Here is a 21,747-nt window from a genome sequence, read left to right on the forward strand (position 1 = left end):
TAGACCAAAAGGAATGAATTGATAATTAAAGATGTATTATACAGTATGGAAAGTGACGTGTATAGTAAATCTGTTAAACCATTCGAAGGGTGTTAAATTAGGAGAAGGAGTATGTTTCATGAAGGGAATTCAACTTATATTTAAAGATTGGAAGGCGATGTGGAACCATAAACATGGACGTATCGCTTTAATTTTTTTATTAATCGTTCCTTTAATTTATTCAGGATTCTTCTTAGCTGGATATTGGGATCCGTACGGAAAATTAGATAAATTACCTGTTGCAGTTGTTAATTTAGATAAGGGTGCTGTGATGGATGAAAAAACAATCCAGGCTGGAGACGATTTTGTTAAAAATTTAAAAGAGAATAAGGAATTGGCGTTTCATTTCGTATCAGAAAAAGATGCTGATGAAGGGCTAAAAGAAGATAAGTATTATATGGTGGTTACGATTCCGGAGGAGTTCTCTAAAAAGGTAAGTACACTAATGGATGAGAAACCAGAGCCGGCACAATTGCAGTATAAAGTAAATCCAGGTAAAAACTTTGTAGCAGCTCAAATTGGAACGACAGCTGTTGAAAATATGAAAACAAAAATTTCAAATAGTATTACGAAATCTTATACAGAAGGTGTCTTTTCAAAGTTTCAAGATTTGGCACAAGGGTTGAGTGATGCAAGTAATGGCGCTGAGAAGTTACATGAAGGAACGACGGATGCAAAAAATGGGGCGAATCAGCTTACAGATGGTATTCATCGTTTAAATGATGGAACAGTGAAGTTAAAAGAAGGAAGTGATAAGCTTGCCTCTAGTCAATCGGCCTTAACTGGGGGAGCAAATGAGCTTAGTCAAGGAGCGACATCACTTCATAATGGTATGGAGCTGCTAGCACAGGGTGAGAAGTCTTTACAATCAGGAGTTAGTGAATTAAGTGCTGGTACAAATGAATGGGTGAATGGAAGTGAGAAACTTGCTGAAGGGCAAGTGAAAGCGGACAATGCAGCAAATAGTGTAAAACAACAATTAGAAGAGTACGTGAAAAGTCATCCAGAAGTGCAGCAAGATCCTGCTTTTCAAAAGATCATTGCTACTTCTAACGGATTAGCTAAAGCAACAAAAATTTTAAATAATAGCCAACAACAATTGACACAAGGTGCGCGGAAGCTTACTGATGGTCAGCATAAGATTGAGGAAGGCATGAATACATTCGGAGTTAAGTTAAACGAAGCTACCGCTGGAACGAAAAAGATAGCAGATGGTGCTGAGAATGTAGCTGATGGATTTACGAAGTGGGGAAATGGATTTACATCATTACAAGAAGGTGTAAATCACCTTGCGAGTGGCGGAACAGAGCTGAATCATGGTGCTGATAAGTTAACGGACGGACTTTTTAAACTTGACGATGGTGCGAAAGAACTTTCTACGAAATTGGGAGAGGGCGCAGAGAAGATAGCGGATGTTCGCAATGATGATGCACGTAATAAGATGTTCTCAGAGCCGGTTCAATTAGTGAAGTCGACAGTTTCTGATGTGCCTAACTACGGTTCAGGTATTGCACCATACTTTTTATCACTGGCATTTTATGTTGGCGGAATTATGGCATCGAATATTTTACCTCTTGGCCGTAGACAAAATATGAAGGTAAGCGGAACAGTACATTTTATTAATAAACTAGGATTGGTATATTTAATCGGACTTATTCAAGCATTACTTGTGGATGTGGCTGTGCTAGGAGTTATGAAATTAGAAGTTGCAAGTGTGCCACTCTTTGTTTTATCAAGTATCGTTATTTCCTTTACGTTCATGACATTTATTCTTATGCTAGTAACGGTATTTGGTCTTGTTGGAAAGTTCTTAGCAGTAACGCTTCTCGTCCTGCAATTAGCGACGAGCGGGGGGACTTTCCCAGGAGAATTAAATATAGCTGTTCTTAGCAAAATTGGACAGTTTCTCCCAATGTCCCATTCTCTTAGAGGATTACAAGATGTTATCTCTTTAGGAGATTGGTCACAATTAAAAATGCAAATTTTAATATTGTTATGCTATCTCGTTGTTGCTGGCGGAATTGCTTGGATTACGAGTCATATACAACATAGGGAAACGAATGCAGAACAAGTTTCTTAAAATGAAAGAAGCTATCCGTTTTTTTAGGATAGCTTCTTTTTTATTTACGTTCCATTACCGCAAAGTAATTATTTTCATTATCAGCAAAGTTGAATGCTCTACCAGTAGGTAAATCTACAACTTGTCCAACTGTAACGTTTTTCTCAGAAAGATCTTTATACAGTTGATCTAAGTTATTAGAGAAGAACATAAGTGAAGGTGTATTTAAGTTTAATTCAGGTTGCATCTTCGCAATTAACGCCTTATCGTGAAGGACGATGCTTGTTCCGGCTTCTTTTGCCGGCGCAATTTCAATCCAGCGAAATCCTTGACCGTTATTTTCTTCCGCAACGATTTGGAATCCTACTGTTTCTGTCCAAAATTGTACTGATTCATCTTGGTTATTTACATATAACATGATTTGTCCAATTTGATTAATCATAGGTGTGTCCTACTTTCTTTTCTTGTATGGAATACTATTATATCAAATATATGGTTTAAATACTTTTTCATGATTTTTCCGAATGGCAATCTTCGCCCATTTCATATTTGTCGTAGGGGAAGGCCCTGTAATCCACGTATGAAATGGTAGTATGCTGCCAATGACCATTGCTAAAATAGAGATTGTGGCCGTTAGTATAAATAATAATAGGCTATATAATATTGTGTTTTCTTGCAATGTAAATAAAGAAAGAAATTTTGTACATAGTTGCAAGAAGAAAAAATGAGCTAAATAAGCGCCATACGTGTAATTCCCGATAAAACGTAAAGCTTTATATAAGAAACCACGCCGCTGTACAATTGTAATAGATAACACGTACAGTATCATAATTTCACAAACAATATATAAAAACATGGACGGCTTTAAATAAGTAGAAACCGTTAAATGAATAGAATTGGCGCCGTAAAAACTAAATAACTCATAATTGATGAATAAAAATAAGATGAAAAATAGTATTGTGATAAGCGGAATATGTTTCATGACAAATATACGCCAAGTTTTTAATGATACAGCAGCTATTCCTCCCATGACGAAATAGAATGAGTAGAAGAAGAAGGAACGATCTGTATAATGTAAAATGGTTGAACTAGTCAGTTTCTCTCCATTAAAAATGTAGTGAGAAGAGTACCACATTAAGAAGAAATATAGACAAGCGAAAATGGTCATATATTTATATATGTCTTTTTTATTTTCTGTTCGTTTTTGAAACCAATAAAATAGTGTGCATAGTAAAGGGAACAATAAGTGAATTTGGAACATCATAATAACGTACCAAAGATGAGGTGCAGCTGTTCCGAGTAATAAACTTTTTATTCCGCCTTGTAGTGTAATGACATTGTTTGTTGTTAATAGATAAAGAATAGACCAAAAGAAATAAGGGATGAGTAAATGTGTGGATTTTTCATAAATATACTCTGTATAAACGAGTTTCTTCGTATATTGCCGAATTAAATGGAAGCCGACGATAAATATGAATGCAGGTGCTGAAAATTTTGCAAGATTAAATAGCATGCCCATAATGAGGGATTGCTCGAGTAAGACATTTCCTTGATTCATTGTATATAATAAGGAACTTTGCAAAACGACAGCAAGAAATGCAATGCTTTGCAAAACTTTGAATTCTGGTGCGCTTTGAGTCATTGTATCCATCTCCTTTTCCATACATGATTATAGTACGGAGAATGGATAATGGATGTGGAATATTTGTGAAGATTATAACAAAATTGTGGCGGGATGGGATTATATCGACGTTTCGGCAAATAACAACAAAAAAGAGGATGCTCCACCGAGCATCCTCTTTCTATATATTAAGCAAATTTATTTTTGATCCAGTTTTTACCTTCTACAAGGCGAGCTGTCATTACGGCACAAGCGTTATCTCCTGTTACGTTTAACACTGTTGCAGGAGGATCGATGATTGTACTAATTGCTGCGATAATTGGCAATGCTTCTGGTGGGAATCCGTATAGAGAAACGATTAACATTTCACCAATCATACCCCCGCCCGGAATAGCACCCATTACTGTTCCTACTAATAGAGAAACAACAAGTGCAATTGCTAATGTTTTCGGTCCTTCGAATTCCATGTTGAAAATACCGAATAAGAAAGCAATTTTTAATACCCCGCCTAAAACAGATCCGTCTTTATGAAGTGTAGATCCAAGAAGGACAACTGTTTCACGAACGTCAGAAGAAATACCCATTTTCTTCGTTGCTTCTAAGTTCGATGGAATACTTGCGGCACTACTACAAGTTGCAAGTGATGTAACTGTAGGAGAGACCATGTTCTTCCAAAATATTTGTACACCTTGTTTGCGACCTGCAAGGTACGCATAGAATGTAAAGAATACAAAGAAGTAAATAAGAGAAGCTGGATAGTATACCATTGCTGCTCGGAAGTAAGTTCCAAGAAGTTGTGGTCCGAATTCACCAACTAATGCTGCGAAGTAGGCAGCTAGTCCGATTGGAGCGTAGTACATAATGAAAGATACGACTTTCATTGAAATTTCTGCACCAGCTTGTAGGAATGTAGCGAATGGTTTCCCTTTTTCACCAACTGCTGAAGTTGCAACCCCCATTAAGATAGAGAAGAAAATAAGAGCTAGCATGTTCTCGCGAGATAGTAACTTTGAAAAGTCTGATACTGTTATGATACCAACAATTTGATCAGCAACACTAACTGCTTTTTCAGCTTTATCAGGCTGCGTTAGTTCTAATACAACACCTTGTGCTGGCGGGAATACTTTCACGATAATAATCATAAAAATAGCAGCTAAAATACTTGTAAATAAGAAAGTTCCAGCCATACTAGACATAATTTTACCGAAACGTTTTAATCCATCCATATTAGCAATAGATGACGCGATGCTAAAGAATACTAAAGGTACAACAATCGTAAACATTAAGTTTAAGAAAATGTCACCAAGCGGCTTTAAAGCAACTGCATCGGCACCCATGAAATAACCAATGAAACCACCAATTAGGATAGAAGATAATAAAATAAGCGGAAAGCGATATGCCTTCATAAATATACCCTCCTATCGATTATAAAAAATCATACTGAATCATTATAGCGAGTTAGAGACTTCTTTACTAGGAAAATACGGATAGATGGAATAGCGTGAAAACCGAGAAATTTTTGTTTTTAAGCTCGGCATACAGTTAGAAATCTAGACATATATATTTGTAACCTAGTGGTGGCAAGGGCTACACCATAACTTAGGTTGGGAAAAAGGGGGAGGGGAGCGAGATGAATATTTTACTTTGCTGTGCAGCGGGAATGTCTTCCAGTTTGATTGTTACAAAAATGGAGAAAGCAGCAGAGGCAAGAGGGATACAGGTAAAGATTTGGGCAGTATCAGGTTCAGAAGTGCGAAATCATATTGATACTGCAGATGTACTTTTACTTGGACCGCAAGTACGTTATTTATTACCGAAAATGAAGGAATTATGTAAGGAGAAGGGAATACCTGTTGATGTCATTCAATCCGTCCATTACGGACTTTGTAATGGAGAGGCTATCTTACAAGCAGCTTTGTCCATGAAACCATGAGGAGAGTGGGATAGATGATAAAGTTTTTAGAGAAATATGTGATGCCAGTGGCAGGGAAGGTTGCAGAGCAGAGGCATTTGCAAGCGATTCGTGATGGAATTGTTTTAACGATGCCTTTCTTAATTATTGGATCATTTTTCCTTATTATTAGTGCATTACCAATACCAGGATATAATGATTTTATGGCAGGTTTATTTGGTGAGAATTGGCAGAGGGCTTTAGGGTATCCAGTTAGTGCAACTTTTAATATAATGGCTTTAATAGCCGTTTTTGGAATCGCTTACAGACTTGGGGAATATTATAAAGTGGACGCTTTAGCATCTGGAGCATTGTCGCTTGTGACGTTTTTACTTGCAACTCCATTTCAAGTTGCATATATTATACCAGGCACGAAGGAAAGTGTGATTGTAGATGGAGCAATCCCAGCGGCGCTAATGGGAAGCCAAGGTTTATTTGTAGCGATGATTATTGCAATTATATCTACTGAACTTTATCGGTTTATTGTACAAAAAAAGATGATTATAAAGATGCCGGAGACAGTTCCACCAGCTGTGACACGTTCATTTGCGGCACTTGTTCCAGGTTTTATTGTTGTAACGGTTATTTGGATTTTGCGCTTAATTATAGAAAATACTTCTTTTGGCAGTATCCATAATATTGTGGGGCAAATTTTACAGGAACCACTTAGTGTACTTGGTGCTAGTCTTTGGGGCGCAATAATAGCAGTTATTCTCGTTCATGTTCTTTGGTCGTGTGGAATTCATGGTGCTACTATTGTTGGTGGTGTAATGAGCCCCGTTTGGTTGTCGTTAATGGATCAAAACCGAGTTGCTTTCCAAGCAGGGCAAGATGTACCGAATACAATTACCGCACAGTTTTTTGATTTATGGATTTATATGGGTGGTTCTGGTGCAACACTCGCTTTAGTTGTAGGAATGTTACTATTTGCGCGAAGTCAGCAATTAAAAAGTTTAGGGCGATTGTCAATTGCGCCTGGTATATTTAATATTAATGAAATGGTAACTTTTGGTATGCCGATTGTAATGAATCCAATTTTACTTATTCCATTTATACTGGTTCCAGTTGTGTTAACGGTTGTTTCTTACTTTGCAATGGAATGGGGATGGGTCGCACGTCCGAGCGGAGCGGCTGTACCTTGGACGACACCTATTCTTTTTAGTGGATATTTAGGATCAGGCGGGAAAATTTCAGGTGTTGTTTTACAACTTGTTAACTTTGCACTTGCATTCTTTATTTACTTACCGTTCTTAAAAATATGGGATAAACAAAAAGTAGCGGAAGAAAAGGGGGAGTAAAGAACTAAAATGGATACGATAGAGACGAAAGCTTTTCACTTAATTTTGCATGGTGGTAATGCGAGAAGCTGCTCAATGGAAGCAATTGATTGTGCAAAGCGCGGTGAATTTCAGGAAGCAGAAGCGAAACTACAAGAAGCTTTAAATGAATTGCAAGAGGCGCATCGCTTACAAACAGAGCTCATACAGAAAGAGGCTGCCGGGGAAAAAACCGAAGTTACCCTTTTGATGGTGCATGCACAAGATCATTTAATGAACGCAATTACGGTGAAGGAATTGGCGAGTGAGTTTGTAGAATTATATAGGAAGATGTCGGTGGATGAATGAACCTTGCTTAGGCAAGGTTTTTTTATGTGTTAAAAAATAATTTAGTGTTTTTTTTGTTTAAACACAACTAGACAACTAAACACTAATCTATTTTCATACAGTTATGTGTTAAAAGTGAGGTGTTTTATAACACACTGTGTGTTTTCTGGGGGACACACTGATTGAAAGCGGTAACACACAAAGAAATCACTCGAAAAAACGCTGATTTTAGGCGTTTTGAAAAGTTGGCACGCTAATTGCAATAATAAATAGCGTAAAGAAAAATAAATAAAACATAAAATTTTTATACTACACAAGGGGGATTTATAAATGAATATTTTATTATGTTGTTCAGCAGGGATGTCTACAAGTTTACTAGTTACAAAAATGGAAGCGGCTGCAAAAGCTCGTGGTCTAGAAGGTAAAATTTGGGCTGTATCTGGGGATGCAGTAAAAAACAATATCGATCAAGCAGATGTATTATTACTAGGACCACAAGTTCGTTACATGCTTTCTACAATGAAAACGCTTGCCGATGAGAAAAATGTTGGAGTCGATGTTATTAACTCAATGCACTACGGCATGATGAATGGAGAAGCAGTTTTAGATCACGCATTAACACTTAAAAAATAATTAGGGGGGAAGCGAAATGCAAAAATTTATTGCATTTATGGAGAAGTATATTGTTCCTGTCGCTGGTAAAATCGGATCGCAACGTCACTTAGCTGCGATCCGTGATGGATTTATTGCAGTTATGCCACTTATTTTAGTTGGTGCATTGGCATCACTAATTAATGGTTTTCCGTCTGAAGCTTTCCAAGAGTTCATGAAAGGTTTGTTTGGTGAAACGTGGAAACAAGTAGGCGGTGGAATGTGGACTGGTTCTTTCGCAATTCTAGCACTAATCATAGCATTTACAACAAGTTATAACTTAGCAAAATCTTACGGCGTTGATGGTTTGTCAGCAGGTATTATTTCATTTGGTGCGTTAATTATTCTTACGCCAACAACACCGAAAGAAGGCGGATTGAACTTAGCTTGGACAGGGGCACAAGGGCTATTTGTAGCAATTATCGTGGCACTCCTTGTTACTGAGGTATTCCGTTTCTTTGTACAAAGAAACATTACTTTTAAAATGCCTGATGGAGTACCACCAGCAGTTTTAAGATCTTTCGCAGCTATAGTTCCAGCATTTGTTATCTTAACAGCAGTTGCAGGTATTCAATTAGCAGTGAAATTAGCTGGTACAAGTGTTCATGAATTTATCTTTAATACGATTCAATCACCACTGCAAAGTTTAGCAGGGACATTACCAAGTGCAATTGTCATTGTACTCCTTGTTCATCTTCTTTGGTTCTTCGGTTTACATGGGCCAAATATCGTTGGTGGTATTATTGAGCCATTATACTTACCGGCATTAGAGAAAAATATGAAGTTATTCCAAGGTGGTACATCTGCATTTGATGTTCCAAACATTATTACAAAACCATTCTTTGATACTTTTGTATATCTTGGTGGTTCTGGTGCAACATTAGCGTTCTTAGTGGTCGTATTACTTGTAGCAAAAAGTGCACAATTACGCGGTGTATCTCGCTTATCAATTGGACCAGGTGCATTCAATATTAACGAACCAGTAATCTTTGGTACACCAATTATTTTAAATCCAATTTTATTCTTACCGTTTATCCTAACACCAATTGTATTAGTAATTACTTCTTATACAGCTCTATCTATTGGTTGGGTACCAAAAACAGTTGTGATGATTCCATGGGCAACACCACCAATTATTAGTGGTTATCTTGTAACAGGTGGACATCTTTCAGGTGCAATTCTACAGTTATTCAACTTTGTAATTGCGATGGTAATCTACTATCCATTCGTTGTATTATCTGACCGTTCTGTTGTTCGTACTGAAAAAGCAGCAGCACAAGGAAATAACAACTCTGTACCTATGTAACATAGTAATTGTTCTCACAGGTAACATTATCTGTGAGAACAATCACCTTTATATCATGTTCAAAAAGATGAGACCCATCTACAAGAACACCAAACTATCATTCATAAAATAATAATTTAATAGCAATGTTCAAACTGAAGGGGTATTTAAATCGGTTGAACCATAATAGAGAGGGCGGTAATTATGATGACTACAGCAGAACAAATTCCATTCCAATTGATTTTAAATAGTGGTAATGCACGAAGCTTTGCAATGGAGGCACTGCAATTCGCCAAACAGGGGAAAATGGCAGAAGCTGATGAAGCGATGGTAAAGGCGAAAGAAGCGATTAATGAAGCGCATCATTTCCAAACAGAGCTCATACAATCAGAAGCAAGAGGGGAAAAAACAGAGATTAGTGTTCTTTTAATTCATGCGCAAGATCATTTAATGAATTCTATTACGGTAAAAGAATTAGCGGCAGAATTTATTGACCTTTATAAAAAGCTAGAAGCGAAAGGGGAATAAAGCATGACTGGAATTAAAATTGCTACAATCGGCGGTGGATCTAGTTATACACCAGAATTAATTGAAGGATTTATTAAACGTTATGACGAGCTTCCTGTTCGTGAAATTTGGTTAGTAGATATTGAGGCAGGAAAAGAGAAGCTAGAAATCGTTGGTGACTTAGCGAAACGTATGGTGAAAAAATCAGGTTTACCAATTGATATTCATCTAACACTTGATCGCCGTGAGGCATTAAAAGATGCTGACTTCGTAACAACGCAGCTTCGCGTTGGTTTGTTAGAAGCACGTGCAAAAGATGAAGCAATTCCATTAAAATATGATGTAATTGGTCAGGAAACGAATGGTCCTGGTGGTTTGTTCAAAGCGCTGAGAACGATTCCTGTTATTTTAGATATTTGTAAGGACATGGAGGAACTTTGTCCGAATGCATGGTTAATTAACTTTGCGAATCCGGCTGGTATGGTAACAGAAGCTGTCCTTCGTTATACAAACATTCAAAGAGTAGTTGGTCTGTGTAACGTTCCAATTGGAATTCGTATGGGTCTTGCGAGATTACTTGAAGTAGATGCAAGCCGGGTACACGTTGATTTCGCAGGTTTAAATCACATGGTATACGGATTAGATGTATACTTGGATGGCGTAAGCGTAATGGATCGTGTATTAGAACTTGTAACAGATCCAGAAAAGCAAATTACGATGGAAAACATTGCTGCGCTTAACTGGGAGCCAGACTTTATTCGCGGTCTTCGTGCAATTCCGTGTCCATATCATCGTTACTACTATAAAACACGTGAAATGTTGGAAGAAGAGAAAGCGGCTTCGATTGAAAAAGGTACACGTGCAGAAGTAGTAAAACAATTAGAAGATGATTTATTCGAGCTATATAAAGACCCGAATTTAGATATTAAGCCACCACAATTAGAAAAGCGCGGCGGAGCTTATTATAGTGACGCAGCATGTAGCTTAATTACGTCTATTTACAATAATAAAGGTGATATCCAGCCTGTTAATACACGAAACAACGGAACAATTGCAAGCTTGCCACATGATTCGGCTGTTGAAGTGAACTGTATTATTACGAAAGAAGGTCCAAAACCAATTGCGGTTGGAGACTTACCGGTACCAGTTCGCGGTTTAGTACAGCAAATTAAATCATTTGAGCGCACAACAATTGAAGCTGCTGTTACAGGGGATTATCATAAAGCGCTGCTTGCTATGACAATTAACCCACTTGTACCATCAGATAAAGTTGCAAAACAAATTTTAGATGAAATGTTGGAAGCACATAAAGAACATCTTCCACAATTCTTTAAGAAGATAGAGAAATAAAAAGCGGCGCTGTTTAGCCCGCTTTTTTTAATTCTAGTAGGAGGTATTGCGATGATTAAACTAATTGTAAATGCAGATGATTTCGGTCTTACGGAAGGTACAAATTACGGAATTATTGATGGACATAAAAACGGGATTGTAAATTCAACGACGATGATGATGAATATGCCAGGGACAGAGCATGCCGTACGCTTAGCGACAGAGTATAAAACGTTAGGAGTAGGAGTTCATCTCGTATTAACGGCAGGAGAACCGCTTCTTAAAGACGTTCCATCACTTGTAAGTAGCGATGGATTGTTTCATAAACAAAGTGTTGTATGGGAAGGAAATATAAATCCAGAAGAGGTAGAAAAAGAATGGACTGCTCAAATTGAGAAGTTTTTATCTTACGGATTAACACCAACTCATTTAGATAGTCATCATCACGTGCATGGATTACCGCTTTTACACGACGTTCTTGAGAGATTAGCAAGTAAATACAATGTTCCAATTCGTCGTTGTGAGGAAGAGCGAGCGGTGCACCCATTTTCAGATGTATTTTACAGTGACTTTTACGCTGACGGTGTGACGGAAGATTACTTTGTGCAGTTAAAAGAAAGAGTACAGGATGAGCAAACGGTAGAAATTATGGTGCATCCAGCTTATATTGACCCAGAGCTTGTGAAGCGTTCTTCTTATGTAATGGATCGCGTGAAAGAGTTGCGTATTTTAACGGAGAGTGAGCTGCCTGAGGGAATGGAGCTTGTGAAGTTTTAATAGGAAAACGACGGCTAGATGGGGCCGTCGTTTTTTGTGCTTACAAAATGGATAGAACATATCCACCGAAGGCCCCGAGTATAACGATAACCCAAGGTGGTGTTTTCCAAAAAGCGAGTAAGCAAAATAGAAGAGAAGCAAAAACGAAATCTACAGAATTCATAATTGTACTCGTCCAAATTGGATCATAAAAAGCTGCAAGTAAAATGCCGACAACGGCTGCGTTTACTCCAAGTAGTGCACCTTGTATGTAAGATACTCTCCTTACACTGTCCCAAAATGGTAAAACGCCAACAACGAGCAGGAAGGCAGGAAGAAAGATAGCGATCGTTGCAACAACTGCTCCGGCGGTTCCATTTAGCACTGCTCCTATATAAGAAGCGAATGTAAATAGTGGCCCTGGCACTGCTTGTGTTAATCCGTATCCAGCAAGAAATTGTTCTTTTGTCATCATCCCGTTTTGTACAAACTCACTTTCAAGAAGAGGAAGTACGACGTGCCCTCCGCCAAATACAAGTGCACCAGAGCGATAGAAGCTGTCAAATAAAGAGATGAAATAAGAGTATGGTCGTAACATCGGTAACAGTATTAATAGTCCGAAGAATAAGACGAGACAAGATATGGCTACCATTTTTGAAATAGGTACGTTTATTTTATGAGCTTGGCTAACTGGTTGATCGCGATATAAAAACCAACCGATGAAACCAGATACTATAATGAGAATTACTTGTGTCCAGCTACTTGGCCATAATAGGGCGATTGCGGCAGTTGCAATTGCGATTGTTGCACGGTTTCGGTCTGGTGTTAACTTTTGAGCCATTCCCCATATTGCATGAGCGACAATTGCGACCGCTACAAGTTTCAGTCCGTGAATCCAGCCAGTACTTCCAAGCTCGAATTGGTTAAGAAATGAAGCGAAGAAAACTAAAACGAGCACAGATGGGAGAGTGAATCCGATCCATGAAATAATGGCTCCTAATAATCCGCCGCGCAATAAGCCAACTCCCATACCGACTTGGCTGCTAGCAGGGCCAGGAAGGAATTGACATAGTGCTACTAAGTCTCCGTAACTTCGTTCATCCATCCATTTTCTTTTTTGCACGTATTCATGATGAAAATAACCAAGATGGGCGACGGGACCACCAAATGAAGTAAGTCCTAATTTAAATGATACGAGAAAAATCTCTATTAATGATTGGAAAGAGTAGTTATTATTTTTCAAAATTTCCTCCTAGACTGTTTTTCTAAGTGCATTATACAAGAGGGAGTAAAGCAAAAGAAACGATTTTAATGTAAAGATTGTGTGAATCTTTTCTTCGTAATTAAAATTTGAAAAAGTCATAAATGATTATGTCTAAACCATAAAGTAGTAGAAGTAGTGCTGGGAAATTTATATGAGGAGAATGCCCGTATGACAACACATTTCTTTGCTAGGTTAACAGGAAAGAGGGAAGTACCTCCTGTAAATACAGAAGCTTACGGTGTAACAGAGCTCATTTTTAGTGAAGATTTAAAGAAGTTGCAATATCGGGTCATATTAAAAAATATAAAAAAAATCACGTCATGCCAAATTCATTTAGGAAAAGCGAATCAAATTGGTCCAGTTATTTTAAGTTTGTTTGGTCCGTTAGAGCAAGGAATTAGTGTGAATGAAGGAGTCGTTACTGGTGTAGCTAGAGTAGAGGATTTTGAAGGGCCTTTACAGGGGAGAGCATTTGACAGCTTGTTTCAAGAGATAATGCAAGCAAATGTATATGTAAATGTTAATACGAAATCTAATAAAAAGGGAGAAATAAGGGGGAGAATAAGGGAAGTAAAGAAGTAAGCGAAAAGGCTGTCCAAAAAACATTTTGGAACAGCCTTTTCTGCTATAAGGTGCAAATTTTAGCGATTATTGTCAGTAAATCGATATATTTTGAAAATCGCTGATATAATCCGGGTTACGCCGATATATTTAAAAAATCGCTGATATAATTCGTGTTACGGTCGATATATTTAAAAAACTGCCTAGTTTAATTTTTTACAGGCTGATTTTTAATGAAGAAGTCCATTATATAAAATACTTCGTCATCTGGGATTTGTATCTCAAATGTATTTTCAATAGGTTGCAATGCTTTTTTCACTTTCATATACATCCAGTACTCATCTTGTCTTCGTTTCTCTTTATCAGGATGAGGGAGGAGACTTTCGCCTTTTTGAAGACGGTCAACCATGCAGCTCATATGCAAAATCACACCCATTAAACTGTCGGGAGTTAGCTGTAAAGAAATCAATTCTTGAATTGTATTTAATGCATAACGAATTGTTTTAATAAGTAATGCTCCATCGTTACGCTGCATTTGTTGTTCAAGAATATCAGCCATTTTTGCATAGGTTTCTTCATACGTAATCAATTCTTGAATTGGTTGAATAGCTGTGTAGTTCACAATATCTTGGAAATGATATGTTAAGCAAGGTATTTGTATATCGAAATTCGTGACGATACAAATGATATTACGCTCTTTTTTTATGTTCTCGATCATTTTCGTTAAATCTTTTTCATGAACGATGCTAATCGGAATAATTTCAATTAAGTCTTTATCAAAGCGTAAATAGTTCTCTAACATTTTTTGAATTGCTAAAGCACTTCCTTCGCCGGTTAAACAAGCTGTTAAAATCACGGATTTCATTGGCGATAGTGGCTTTTTCTTTTCTTCCTGTACGTTTAAATAGAACGGCGTTAAGTTCTTCACTGTTTCGTATAGTGCATCTAATGAATAGCCAAGTTGAGCTTTTCGAGCTGCTTCTAGTGCGTGTGGTGTACTCGTCATGGAAAGAACACGTACAGGGATTTTGAATTCAGTTTCTAATATATCACCAATATAAGCGAGAGACCCCATATCAACAAGTAAGAGAAGCCCGTTTACATTTTGAAGTGTTTTCATATACACTTTAACACGCTCTAAGAAGTCTTTTGGTGATTCATGCAAGGGCATATCGATACCAGTTACTTCATCAATACCGAGAAGTTCGTTTGCAACGTTTGCCATTTCTGTTGCGATACCATTACCGTGTGCTAATATTAATACTTTTACTTCTGTTTGTGAGGCAGGAATTGGATCAACAACGAAGAACATTGTTAAAAAGCCAGCTTCATCAATAGGTATTGTTATTTGTAATTCTGCTTCTAATAGCTGAATACATTGCATAGCTACGGAAAAAGCTTCTTTATATTTCGTACGAATTTGATTTAATTGTGGGTGGTGAATTTGTTTCCCGCCCTGTAAACGTTGTAAAGTTGTCTGTACATGTAAACTTAAAGCGAGAAATACTTTTTCATCGAAAGTTTTAGATAAATATTTTTCAGCTAGTTCCGCAATTTTTTCACATACGGAAACGATATTACGATCCACAATTTTAAAAACATTTTCATGACTTGTTTTTTTAGATATTTGGTTAAAGTATTGGACGAAAAAGCTTTGAATATCATTTTCTATTAGTAATTCTAATTCTTCCTCTTCAATGCCGCGTGCTTGAAGTTCTTCATATTTATAATCAATATAATCGTAAATAGAAGAGCGACTTCCTTCGGGTTTTATTGTATGTTTACTCCAACCTTCATCACCTGTAAATACAAATGTTTCATTTGGTATTTGATATAGATGACGGCTCTTTCTTTCAATAAATAATCCTTCTTTCATATACCAAGGTAAATCTGTACTTGAAACACAGACAGAATCACGTTTTTTTGTTACGAAATCAGAATAAGCTTTTGCACAGGCAATTTGTACGTCCGTTTTCAATTGGCCGATGTTATTTGGACAATTGTAAAAGACGAAAGCACGCATTGTATTTGGACTAACATGAATCTCTTTCCTTAGACGAATTGCTTCATTTGTGAAAAATAGCTGTAGTAAAGCAAACCGTTCTTTATGCGTTCGCTCACGAAGTGGTGGAAGCGTAACGGTCATCGGAATACGTCTTGTAAATGTTTTTAATAAAAATGAATTCGGTTCTTCGGTTGTTGCAGTAATAATCAACACTCGTGCCTTACGTTCATTTTCCGTTTCTCCAAGGCGGCGGTATACTCCGCGATCAATAAATGTGAAGAGCATCTCTTGTCCTTCTGGAGGAAGGCGATGTACTTCATCTAAGAAGAGGATTCCTTCATGTGCTTTTTCAATTAACCCTTTTTGATCACTGGCACCTGTGTAAGCTCCTTTTTTTATCCCAAATAACTGTCCAAGTAGTAGTTGTGGATTGTTTGCATAATCAGCACAGTTAAAGACGATAAAAGGTGCATCTTTTGGAAGTTGTTCCACTTCAATTGCGTATTCGTGCATTAAAGAAGCGAACATCGATTTTCCGACACCTGTTTCTCCAAGTAATAAAGTATGCATACCGTTTGGAGGATAGAGAATAGAAGCTTTTGCTTTTTCAATTGCAATTTTTAGGCTTGTATTTTCAATAGCAAATGTATCTAATGAAGTGCCCTTTTTTGAATGCGTTTCCAATGAAGAGTTCGTTTCTATATGAAAACGGACAGGGCGTGTACTCGTTTTTAATAAACGATTATCTTTCACAAGCTTGTTTAAATCGCTACTAACATTTGCACGGTCTAACTGTAGAAGTGTAGCGATTTCTGATGCTGTTATACCTTCTGTATAATTCCCTTTTTGTATTGCGTTAAAAATGAGATCTATTCGTTTCATTTCTATTCACCTCGAAACTTCATCACTATTTAAAATTTTACACAAAAATGAGAAGTGTGGGAAGAGAAAAATAAAGTGAAACTTTAATCAGTGGGGTTTTTGTTCATTCCCACTGATTATTAGCCTTCACCAATTGCCCGTTAACGCGGGGTAAAACAGCTTTAGTACATAGGCACTAAAGCTGTTACAATCTTGTGTCTTTCCAAAAATTCACTTCGAGATGTGAAGATGGATTGTAGGGAAGTAGTTTATATCCTTGTGAGTGTAAATAATCAATTACTTTTGGGAGTATTTGCACTGTGACACTAGAATCATGCATTAAAATAACCTCTACTTGTTCATCGCTTTGATTTCGTACTCTTTCTAGTATTGCGGAAGGATTATCATAGCTTTTCCAGTCATATGTATCAATTGTCCAATCCCACATTTTATACTGGGCCGATACGAGTGCGTCACGGTAATTCTTTTTTAAGTAAGGCATGCTACCGTATGGGACCCGAACGAGATGTGTATTTAAATGTGTAACTTGCTGGACAATGCTTTGGGTTTGCTCCATTTCTGCAATTAAAACAGATGGATCGCCAGTATAAAGACGTTTTACATCATGCGACATACTATGGAGACCGATATAATGTCCATCTTTAATCAATCGCTCCATCGTTTTTTTATAATGTGGCACCTTTCCGCCAATAACGAAGAAAGTTGCTTTTCCGTTCTTCTCTTTTAAAATATTTAAAATTTGTGGTGTGTATTTATTTGGTCCGTCATCAAATGTTAAGTACGCAATTTTTGTTGTAGGAGAGGTAGTTTGAGTACTTTGGTAATCTTTTACTTGAATGTCTGTAGTTGCTTTTGTATTCGATGATGCGTACATAGTAATAGTTAAAAATAAAATTATACATTGAAGTAATCGCTTGATCATAACATTCACCCTCAGTTTGACAATCAAGATGTAAAAATGAAAATTTGATACTTTTTTCGTTATACGTATATCTTTCTCCAATAGAGGCACTCTCAAACAATCTATATTTTGGAAATGGGGAATAAGGATTAAAAAATAAAAAATAGCATCCTCTTATGAAAAGAGGATGCTATTTGAATATTTCATAATAGTAAAGGCTATACTACAATTAGTCTTCGCGTTTTTTCACTTTTTTATAGAAGGAAATAATTGGTTTGTAACGTTCGTGTACAAGACCGATTACTTCAGCAATGATTTCTGTAAAGAAGATTAAAATGAAAAGAAGAATAATGGATAACCATAATGTTGCACTACTGAAAATAATTGCATTTACACTAAAGAAAATACCCAATGCGTAAATAATTAGTACCGTTTTACGATGAGAGAATCCCATTGCAAGCAAACGGTGATGTAAATGCGATTTATCAGGTGCTGAAATAGGCTTTTTATTTACGATACGGCGGATAATTGCAAATGTCGTATCAAATATAGGTACACCTAAAATAATGATTGGAACGATAAAACTGAATAACGTTACGCTTTTGTATAATCCAAGTAACGATATAACAGAAATACAGTATCCTAAAAATAGTGCTCCTGTATCTCCCATGAAAATTTTTGCTGGATGGAAGTTGTAGAATAAAAATCCAATTGTACTTGCTAATGTAATCAGTGCTAGAGGTAATATAATAGCTGCTCCAGTACCCCATGGGCTAGTGAAGGCCATATATGCTAGCGTTGCAAGTACGATAGATGAAATCCCTGCGGATAATCCATCTAATCCATCAATTAAGTTGATGGCATTTGTAATACCTACAATCCAAAATACAGTAATTGGATAAGCAAGCCATCCGAGTTCAGTATCTCCAAGAATTGGAATATATAATACTTGCACTAATAATCCACTTTTTACAATCATGATGGCAACTAATAGTTGTCCACCGAATTTTACCCTCGCAGATAGTTCGTACATATCATCTAAAATCCCGATGATAACAATGATGATAGCACCTAAAGTTATCGATAACATTCTTTGTTCGTACAATCCACCGACAACAAATCCTACGGCTACACCGATGAAAATTGCTAACCCGCCAAGACGAGGCATAATTCTTTGGTGTACTTTACGCGCATTTGGCTTGTCTGTTGCTCCTATTTTGAAAGCTAATTTAATAACTAAAGGAGTAACGACGAGTACAGTGATGAAAGATGCCAAAATGGCATAAATCACTTGTGAGTCCATTAATACCCCACCCTTTATAGTTTAACGTAATTTTTTCAATCGTATTTATCTGAAAATTATGATGTTTGTTTACAGGCTCATAACATATGGTATCACAAAAAGATTAGAATTCAATCTTTTTTTCTTTTGACTGTAAAGGGGAGTGAATAGAATATATGACAATTGGATATGGAATGTTGTGTCCTTTGAGAAGGTTGATTTCATATTGTGGCTTGTAATATGACATTGTACTCTCCTCTCATATAGCGATGACTTTTGTTTCAGTATTATAAGTGTTGCACGTAAAATGAGTAAGTTCCGTGTTAAATTGTGGGAATTTACATTTTGTATATATTGCATCATTTAACTTTACAAAATCTTAAAAAATAATAAAAAAACGATTCATATAATAAAGAAGTGAAAGAGTTTTCTCATTCTTAGTGTGAGAGGGGGAAGCACAGGGGAGTTCTATGTATTCGTATATTTTATTATGTATATTCCTGTGCGAAAAGAAAATGAAAATTACGATAATAGGTACCGGATATGTTGGATTGATTACAGGAGTAGGATTGGCGAGATTGGGACATTCAGTCACATGTTTCGATATAAATAGTGGGAAAATTGAACGGATTAAGCAAGGCGAGTTACCTATTTATGAATGTGGATTAAATGAATTAATAAATGAAGCATACGAGAATAATCATTTAACTTTTACAGCAAGTAAATCAGCGGCATTTAATGATGTAGAGTTTATATTTATTGCAGTTGGAACGCCATCTTTATTAGATGGAACAGCAGATTTAACGTATATTCGTAGCGCTTGTGATGATATTGGAACATATGTGAATAACGATATTATTGTTGTTACGAAAAGTACGGTTCCTGTAGGGACAAATGATGTAATGAGAGAATGGATTGAGGATAAACTACAAGGTAGACATGAATTATATATTGTATCGAATCCAGAGTTTTTAAGAGAAGGTTCTGGTATTTATGATTTTTTTCAGGGTGATCGTATCGTAATTGGAGCATGTAGTGAAGAAGCTGCAAGGAAAGTAGAGAATTTGTACAGTAAATTAAGCTTACAAACGTATATTACAGATATTCGAAGTGCTGAGATGATTAAATATGCATCTAATGCTTTTTTAGCTACGAAGATTAGTTTTATTAATGAAATTTCTAATATATGTGAGCAAGTGGGTGCAGATATAGTAGATGTAGCTACAGGGATGGGGATGGATAAGAGAATTGGTGCATCTTTTTTAAATGCAGGCATCGGATATGGAGGATCTTGTTTTCCAAAAGATACGAAAGCACTTGTGCAAATTGCAGGGAATGTTTCTCATGATTTTCGCTTGTTGAAAGCAGTCATTGAAGTGAATAATAAACAACAGTTGTTGTTAGTTGAAAAAGCGAAGAAAATTATAGATATGAAGAAGAAGCGAATTACGGTTCTTGGTGCAGCATTCAAACCGAATACTGACGATATTAGGGAAGCAGCATCACTTATTATAATAGAGGAATTAATTAATATAGGTGCGGATGTGGTTTTATATGACCCGCAAGCCATTCAAAATGTAAGAGGTTTATTTGGAAATACGATACGATACGCTGAGTGTATAGATGAATCGATTAGAGAGGCGCAGGCAGTTTTTATCGTAACAGAATGGGAATCAATTCGAAATTATCCGCTAGCAAAGTATGCACAGATTATGAGGGAACCTATTCTATTTGATGGGAGAAATTGTTATACTAATGAGGATGCCGAGAAGCATGGATTAGATTATTACTCAGTTGGGCGAAAAGACGTCTGTAATAGTAATGTTTCTCAGGCGCGTTAAAAAATGTATTTTCACATGCATATTTTTATATGCGATAATAGAAGTTTTAACTAGTGAAAGAAAAGAGGCAATGAAATGACTGAACGTTTAAAAGTAATGACAATTTTCGGGACACGACCAGAAGCAATTAAAATGGCACCTCTTGTATTAGAGTTGCAAAAGCACCCAGAAAAGATTGAATCAATTGTGACTGTAACAGCACAACACCGTCAAATGTTAGATCAAGTATTAAATATCTTTGGAATTACGCCAGATTTCGATTTGAATATCATGAAAGATCGTCAAACGTTAATCGATATTACAACACGTGGTTTAGAAGGTTTAGATAAAGTAATGAAAGAAGCGAAGCCTGATATCGTACTTGTGCATGGTGATACAACGACGACATTTATTGCAAGCTTAGCTGCTTTCTATAATCAAATTCCAGTAGGACATGTTGAAGCAGGACTTCGTACATGGGATAAGTATTCTCCATATCCAGAAGAGATGAATCGCCAACTAACAGGTGTAATGGCGGATCTTCATTTCTCACCTACAACAAAATCAGCAACGAACTTACAAAAAGAAAATAAAGATGAGTCACGCATTTTCGTAACAGGAAATACAGCGATCGATGCACTGAAGACAACTGTAAAAGAAACTTATAGCCATTCGGTGTTAGAGAAACTTGGAAATGATCGTCTTGTACTTATGACAGCACACCGTCGTGAAAATTTAGGAGAACCAATGCGCAATATGTTCCGTGCAATTAAGCGTCTTGTTGATAAGCACGAAGATGTACAAGTTGTATACCCTGTTCATATGAATCCTGTTGTTCGCGAAATAGCGAATGATATTTTAGGCGAGCATAGCCGTATTCATTTAATTGAGCCGTTAGATGTAATTGATTTCCATAACGTTGCAGCTCGTTCATACTTAATGTTAACTGATTCTGGTGGTGTACAAGAGGAAGCACCATCACTAGGTGTGCCAGTCCTTGTCCTTCGTGATACGACGGAACGCCCAGAAGGTATCGAAGCAGGTACGCTGAAATTAGCAGGAACAGATGAAGAGACAATCTTTGGTCTTGCTGATGAGTTGTTATCTGATAAAGAAGCTCATGATAAGATGACGAAAGCATCTAACCCTTACGGCGATGGTCGTGCATCAGAGCGTATTGTAGAAGCGATTTTACAACACTTTAAGAAGTAACAACAATTGCGTGAAATA

19 protein-coding genes are annotated in these 21,747 nt (G+C 36.8%); 12 read left to right on the forward strand and 7 right to left on the reverse strand.

From position 1 onward, the window contains the following. Positions 1 to 118 precede the first annotated feature (118 nt). Positions 119 to 2,119: a YhgE/Pip domain-containing protein gene (locus MR066_RS15280; protein ID WP_242247618.1), complete on the forward strand. Its 2,001-nt coding sequence runs from the start codon at positions 119 to 121 to the stop codon at positions 2,117 to 2,119. A 40-nt stretch (positions 2,120 to 2,159) separates the two neighbouring features. Here MR066_RS15280 and MR066_RS15285 read toward each other — a convergent pair whose 3' ends face one another. From MR066_RS15285 to MR066_RS15295, 3 genes are all read right to left on the reverse strand, one after another. Then, positions 2,160 to 2,540 carry a VOC family protein gene (locus MR066_RS15285; RefSeq protein ID WP_219300911.1) on the reverse strand — a complete coding sequence of 127 codons (381 nt, stop codon included), beginning with the start codon at positions 2,538 to 2,540 and terminating at the stop codon, positions 2,160 to 2,162. A 42-nt stretch (positions 2,541 to 2,582) separates the two neighbouring features. Further along, positions 2,583 to 3,740, reverse strand: coding sequence for an acyltransferase (locus MR066_RS15290; protein ID WP_242247620.1), 1,158 nt, complete (start codon positions 3,738 to 3,740; stop codon positions 2,583 to 2,585). Between the two features lie 167 nt (positions 3,741 to 3,907). Continuing rightward, positions 3,908 to 5,125 carry a dicarboxylate/amino acid:cation symporter gene (locus MR066_RS15295; RefSeq protein ID WP_002089631.1) on the reverse strand — a complete coding sequence of 406 codons (1,218 nt, stop codon included), beginning with the start codon at positions 5,123 to 5,125 and terminating at the stop codon, positions 3,908 to 3,910. A gap of 224 nt (positions 5,126 to 5,349) precedes the next feature. Between MR066_RS15295 and MR066_RS15300 the strand changes: the two genes are divergently transcribed. The 8 genes from MR066_RS15300 (at position 5,350) to chbG (ending at position 11,823) form a co-directional block, all read left to right on the forward strand. After that, entirely contained in the window at positions 5,350 to 5,652 is a 303-nt protein-coding gene (locus MR066_RS15300) for a PTS sugar transporter subunit IIB (RefSeq protein WP_002089630.1), read from the forward strand. A 14-nt stretch (positions 5,653 to 5,666) separates the two neighbouring features. Further along, entirely contained in the window at positions 5,667 to 6,968 is a 1,302-nt protein-coding gene (celB, locus tag MR066_RS15305; RefSeq protein WP_242247621.1) for a PTS cellobiose transporter subunit IIC, read from the forward strand. Positions 6,969 to 6,977: 9 nt separating this feature from the next. Then, complete coding sequence (locus MR066_RS15310; protein WP_002016162.1) at positions 6,978 to 7,295, forward strand: PTS sugar transporter subunit IIA; 318 nt, start codon at positions 6,978 to 6,980, stop codon at positions 7,293 to 7,295. Positions 7,296 to 7,604: 309 nt separating this feature from the next. Then, a complete protein-coding gene (locus MR066_RS15315; RefSeq protein ID WP_002089627.1) occupies positions 7,605 to 7,907 on the forward strand; it encodes a PTS sugar transporter subunit IIB in 303 nt (100 codons plus the stop codon). A 16-nt stretch (positions 7,908 to 7,923) separates the two neighbouring features. After that, positions 7,924 to 9,231, forward strand: a complete 1,308-nt coding sequence (gene celB, locus MR066_RS15320) for a PTS cellobiose transporter subunit IIC (RefSeq protein ID WP_012261997.1) — start codon at positions 7,924 to 7,926, stop codon at positions 9,229 to 9,231. 183 nt (positions 9,232 to 9,414) lie between these two features. Then, the gene (locus MR066_RS15325) at positions 9,415 to 9,738 is read left to right on the forward strand and encodes a PTS lactose/cellobiose transporter subunit IIA (protein WP_000989054.1); all 324 of its coding nucleotides are present in this window, start codon (positions 9,415 to 9,417) and stop codon (positions 9,736 to 9,738) included. A 3-nt stretch (positions 9,739 to 9,741) separates the two neighbouring features. Then, positions 9,742 to 11,067 (forward strand): 6-phospho-beta-glucosidase, encoded by a 1,326-nt coding sequence (celF, locus tag MR066_RS15330; RefSeq protein WP_002034744.1) that lies wholly within the window; start codon positions 9,742 to 9,744, stop codon positions 11,065 to 11,067. Positions 11,068 to 11,118: 51 nt separating this feature from the next. Further along, positions 11,119 to 11,823 carry a chitin disaccharide deacetylase gene (chbG, locus tag MR066_RS15335; RefSeq protein ID WP_242247622.1) on the forward strand — a complete coding sequence of 235 codons (705 nt, stop codon included), beginning with the start codon at positions 11,119 to 11,121 and terminating at the stop codon, positions 11,821 to 11,823. A gap of 40 nt (positions 11,824 to 11,863) precedes the next feature. Here the strand turns inward: chbG and MR066_RS15340 are convergent, their stop codons facing one another. Continuing rightward, positions 11,864 to 13,045 (reverse strand): chromate transporter, encoded by a 1,182-nt coding sequence (locus MR066_RS15340; protein WP_242247624.1) that lies wholly within the window; start codon positions 13,043 to 13,045, stop codon positions 11,864 to 11,866. A 189-nt stretch (positions 13,046 to 13,234) separates the two neighbouring features. Between MR066_RS15340 and exsM the strand changes: the two genes are divergently transcribed. Then, positions 13,235 to 13,648: an exosporium regulatory protein ExsM gene (gene exsM, locus MR066_RS15345; protein WP_002166452.1), complete on the forward strand. Its 414-nt coding sequence runs from the start codon at positions 13,235 to 13,237 to the stop codon at positions 13,646 to 13,648. Positions 13,649 to 13,835: 187 nt separating this feature from the next. Here the strand turns inward: exsM and MR066_RS15350 are convergent, their stop codons facing one another. From MR066_RS15350 to MR066_RS15360, 3 genes are all read right to left on the reverse strand, one after another. Next, the gene (locus MR066_RS15350) at positions 13,836 to 16,514 is read right to left on the reverse strand and encodes a sigma-54-dependent transcriptional regulator (RefSeq protein WP_242247628.1); all 2,679 of its coding nucleotides are present in this window, start codon (positions 16,512 to 16,514) and stop codon (positions 13,836 to 13,838) included. A gap of 184 nt (positions 16,515 to 16,698) precedes the next feature. Then, the gene (locus tag MR066_RS15355; protein WP_107887206.1) at positions 16,699 to 17,436 is read right to left on the reverse strand and encodes a polysaccharide deacetylase family protein; all 738 of its coding nucleotides are present in this window, start codon (positions 17,434 to 17,436) and stop codon (positions 16,699 to 16,701) included. Positions 17,437 to 17,644: 208 nt separating this feature from the next. After that, a complete protein-coding gene (locus MR066_RS15360) occupies positions 17,645 to 18,718 on the reverse strand; it encodes a glycosyltransferase family 4 protein (protein WP_242247630.1) in 1,074 nt (357 codons plus the stop codon). 449 nt (positions 18,719 to 19,167) lie between these two features. On the opposite strand from MR066_RS15360, the gene MR066_RS15365 reads away from it, so the two are divergent. Next, positions 19,168 to 20,538 (forward strand): UDP-glucose dehydrogenase family protein, encoded by a 1,371-nt coding sequence (locus tag MR066_RS15365; RefSeq protein ID WP_242247633.1) that lies wholly within the window; start codon positions 19,168 to 19,170, stop codon positions 20,536 to 20,538. Between the two features lie 75 nt (positions 20,539 to 20,613). Continuing rightward, positions 20,614 to 21,729, forward strand: a complete 1,116-nt coding sequence (gene wecB / locus MR066_RS15370) for a non-hydrolyzing UDP-N-acetylglucosamine 2-epimerase (protein WP_002034751.1) — start codon at positions 20,614 to 20,616, stop codon at positions 21,727 to 21,729. The last annotated feature ends 18 nt before the right edge of the window (positions 21,730 to 21,747 follow it).

The organism is Bacillus cereus group sp. BfR-BA-01523, assembly GCF_022662615.1.
Classification (GTDB): Bacteria; Bacillota; Bacilli; order Bacillales; family Bacillaceae_G; genus Bacillus_A; species Bacillus_A mycoides.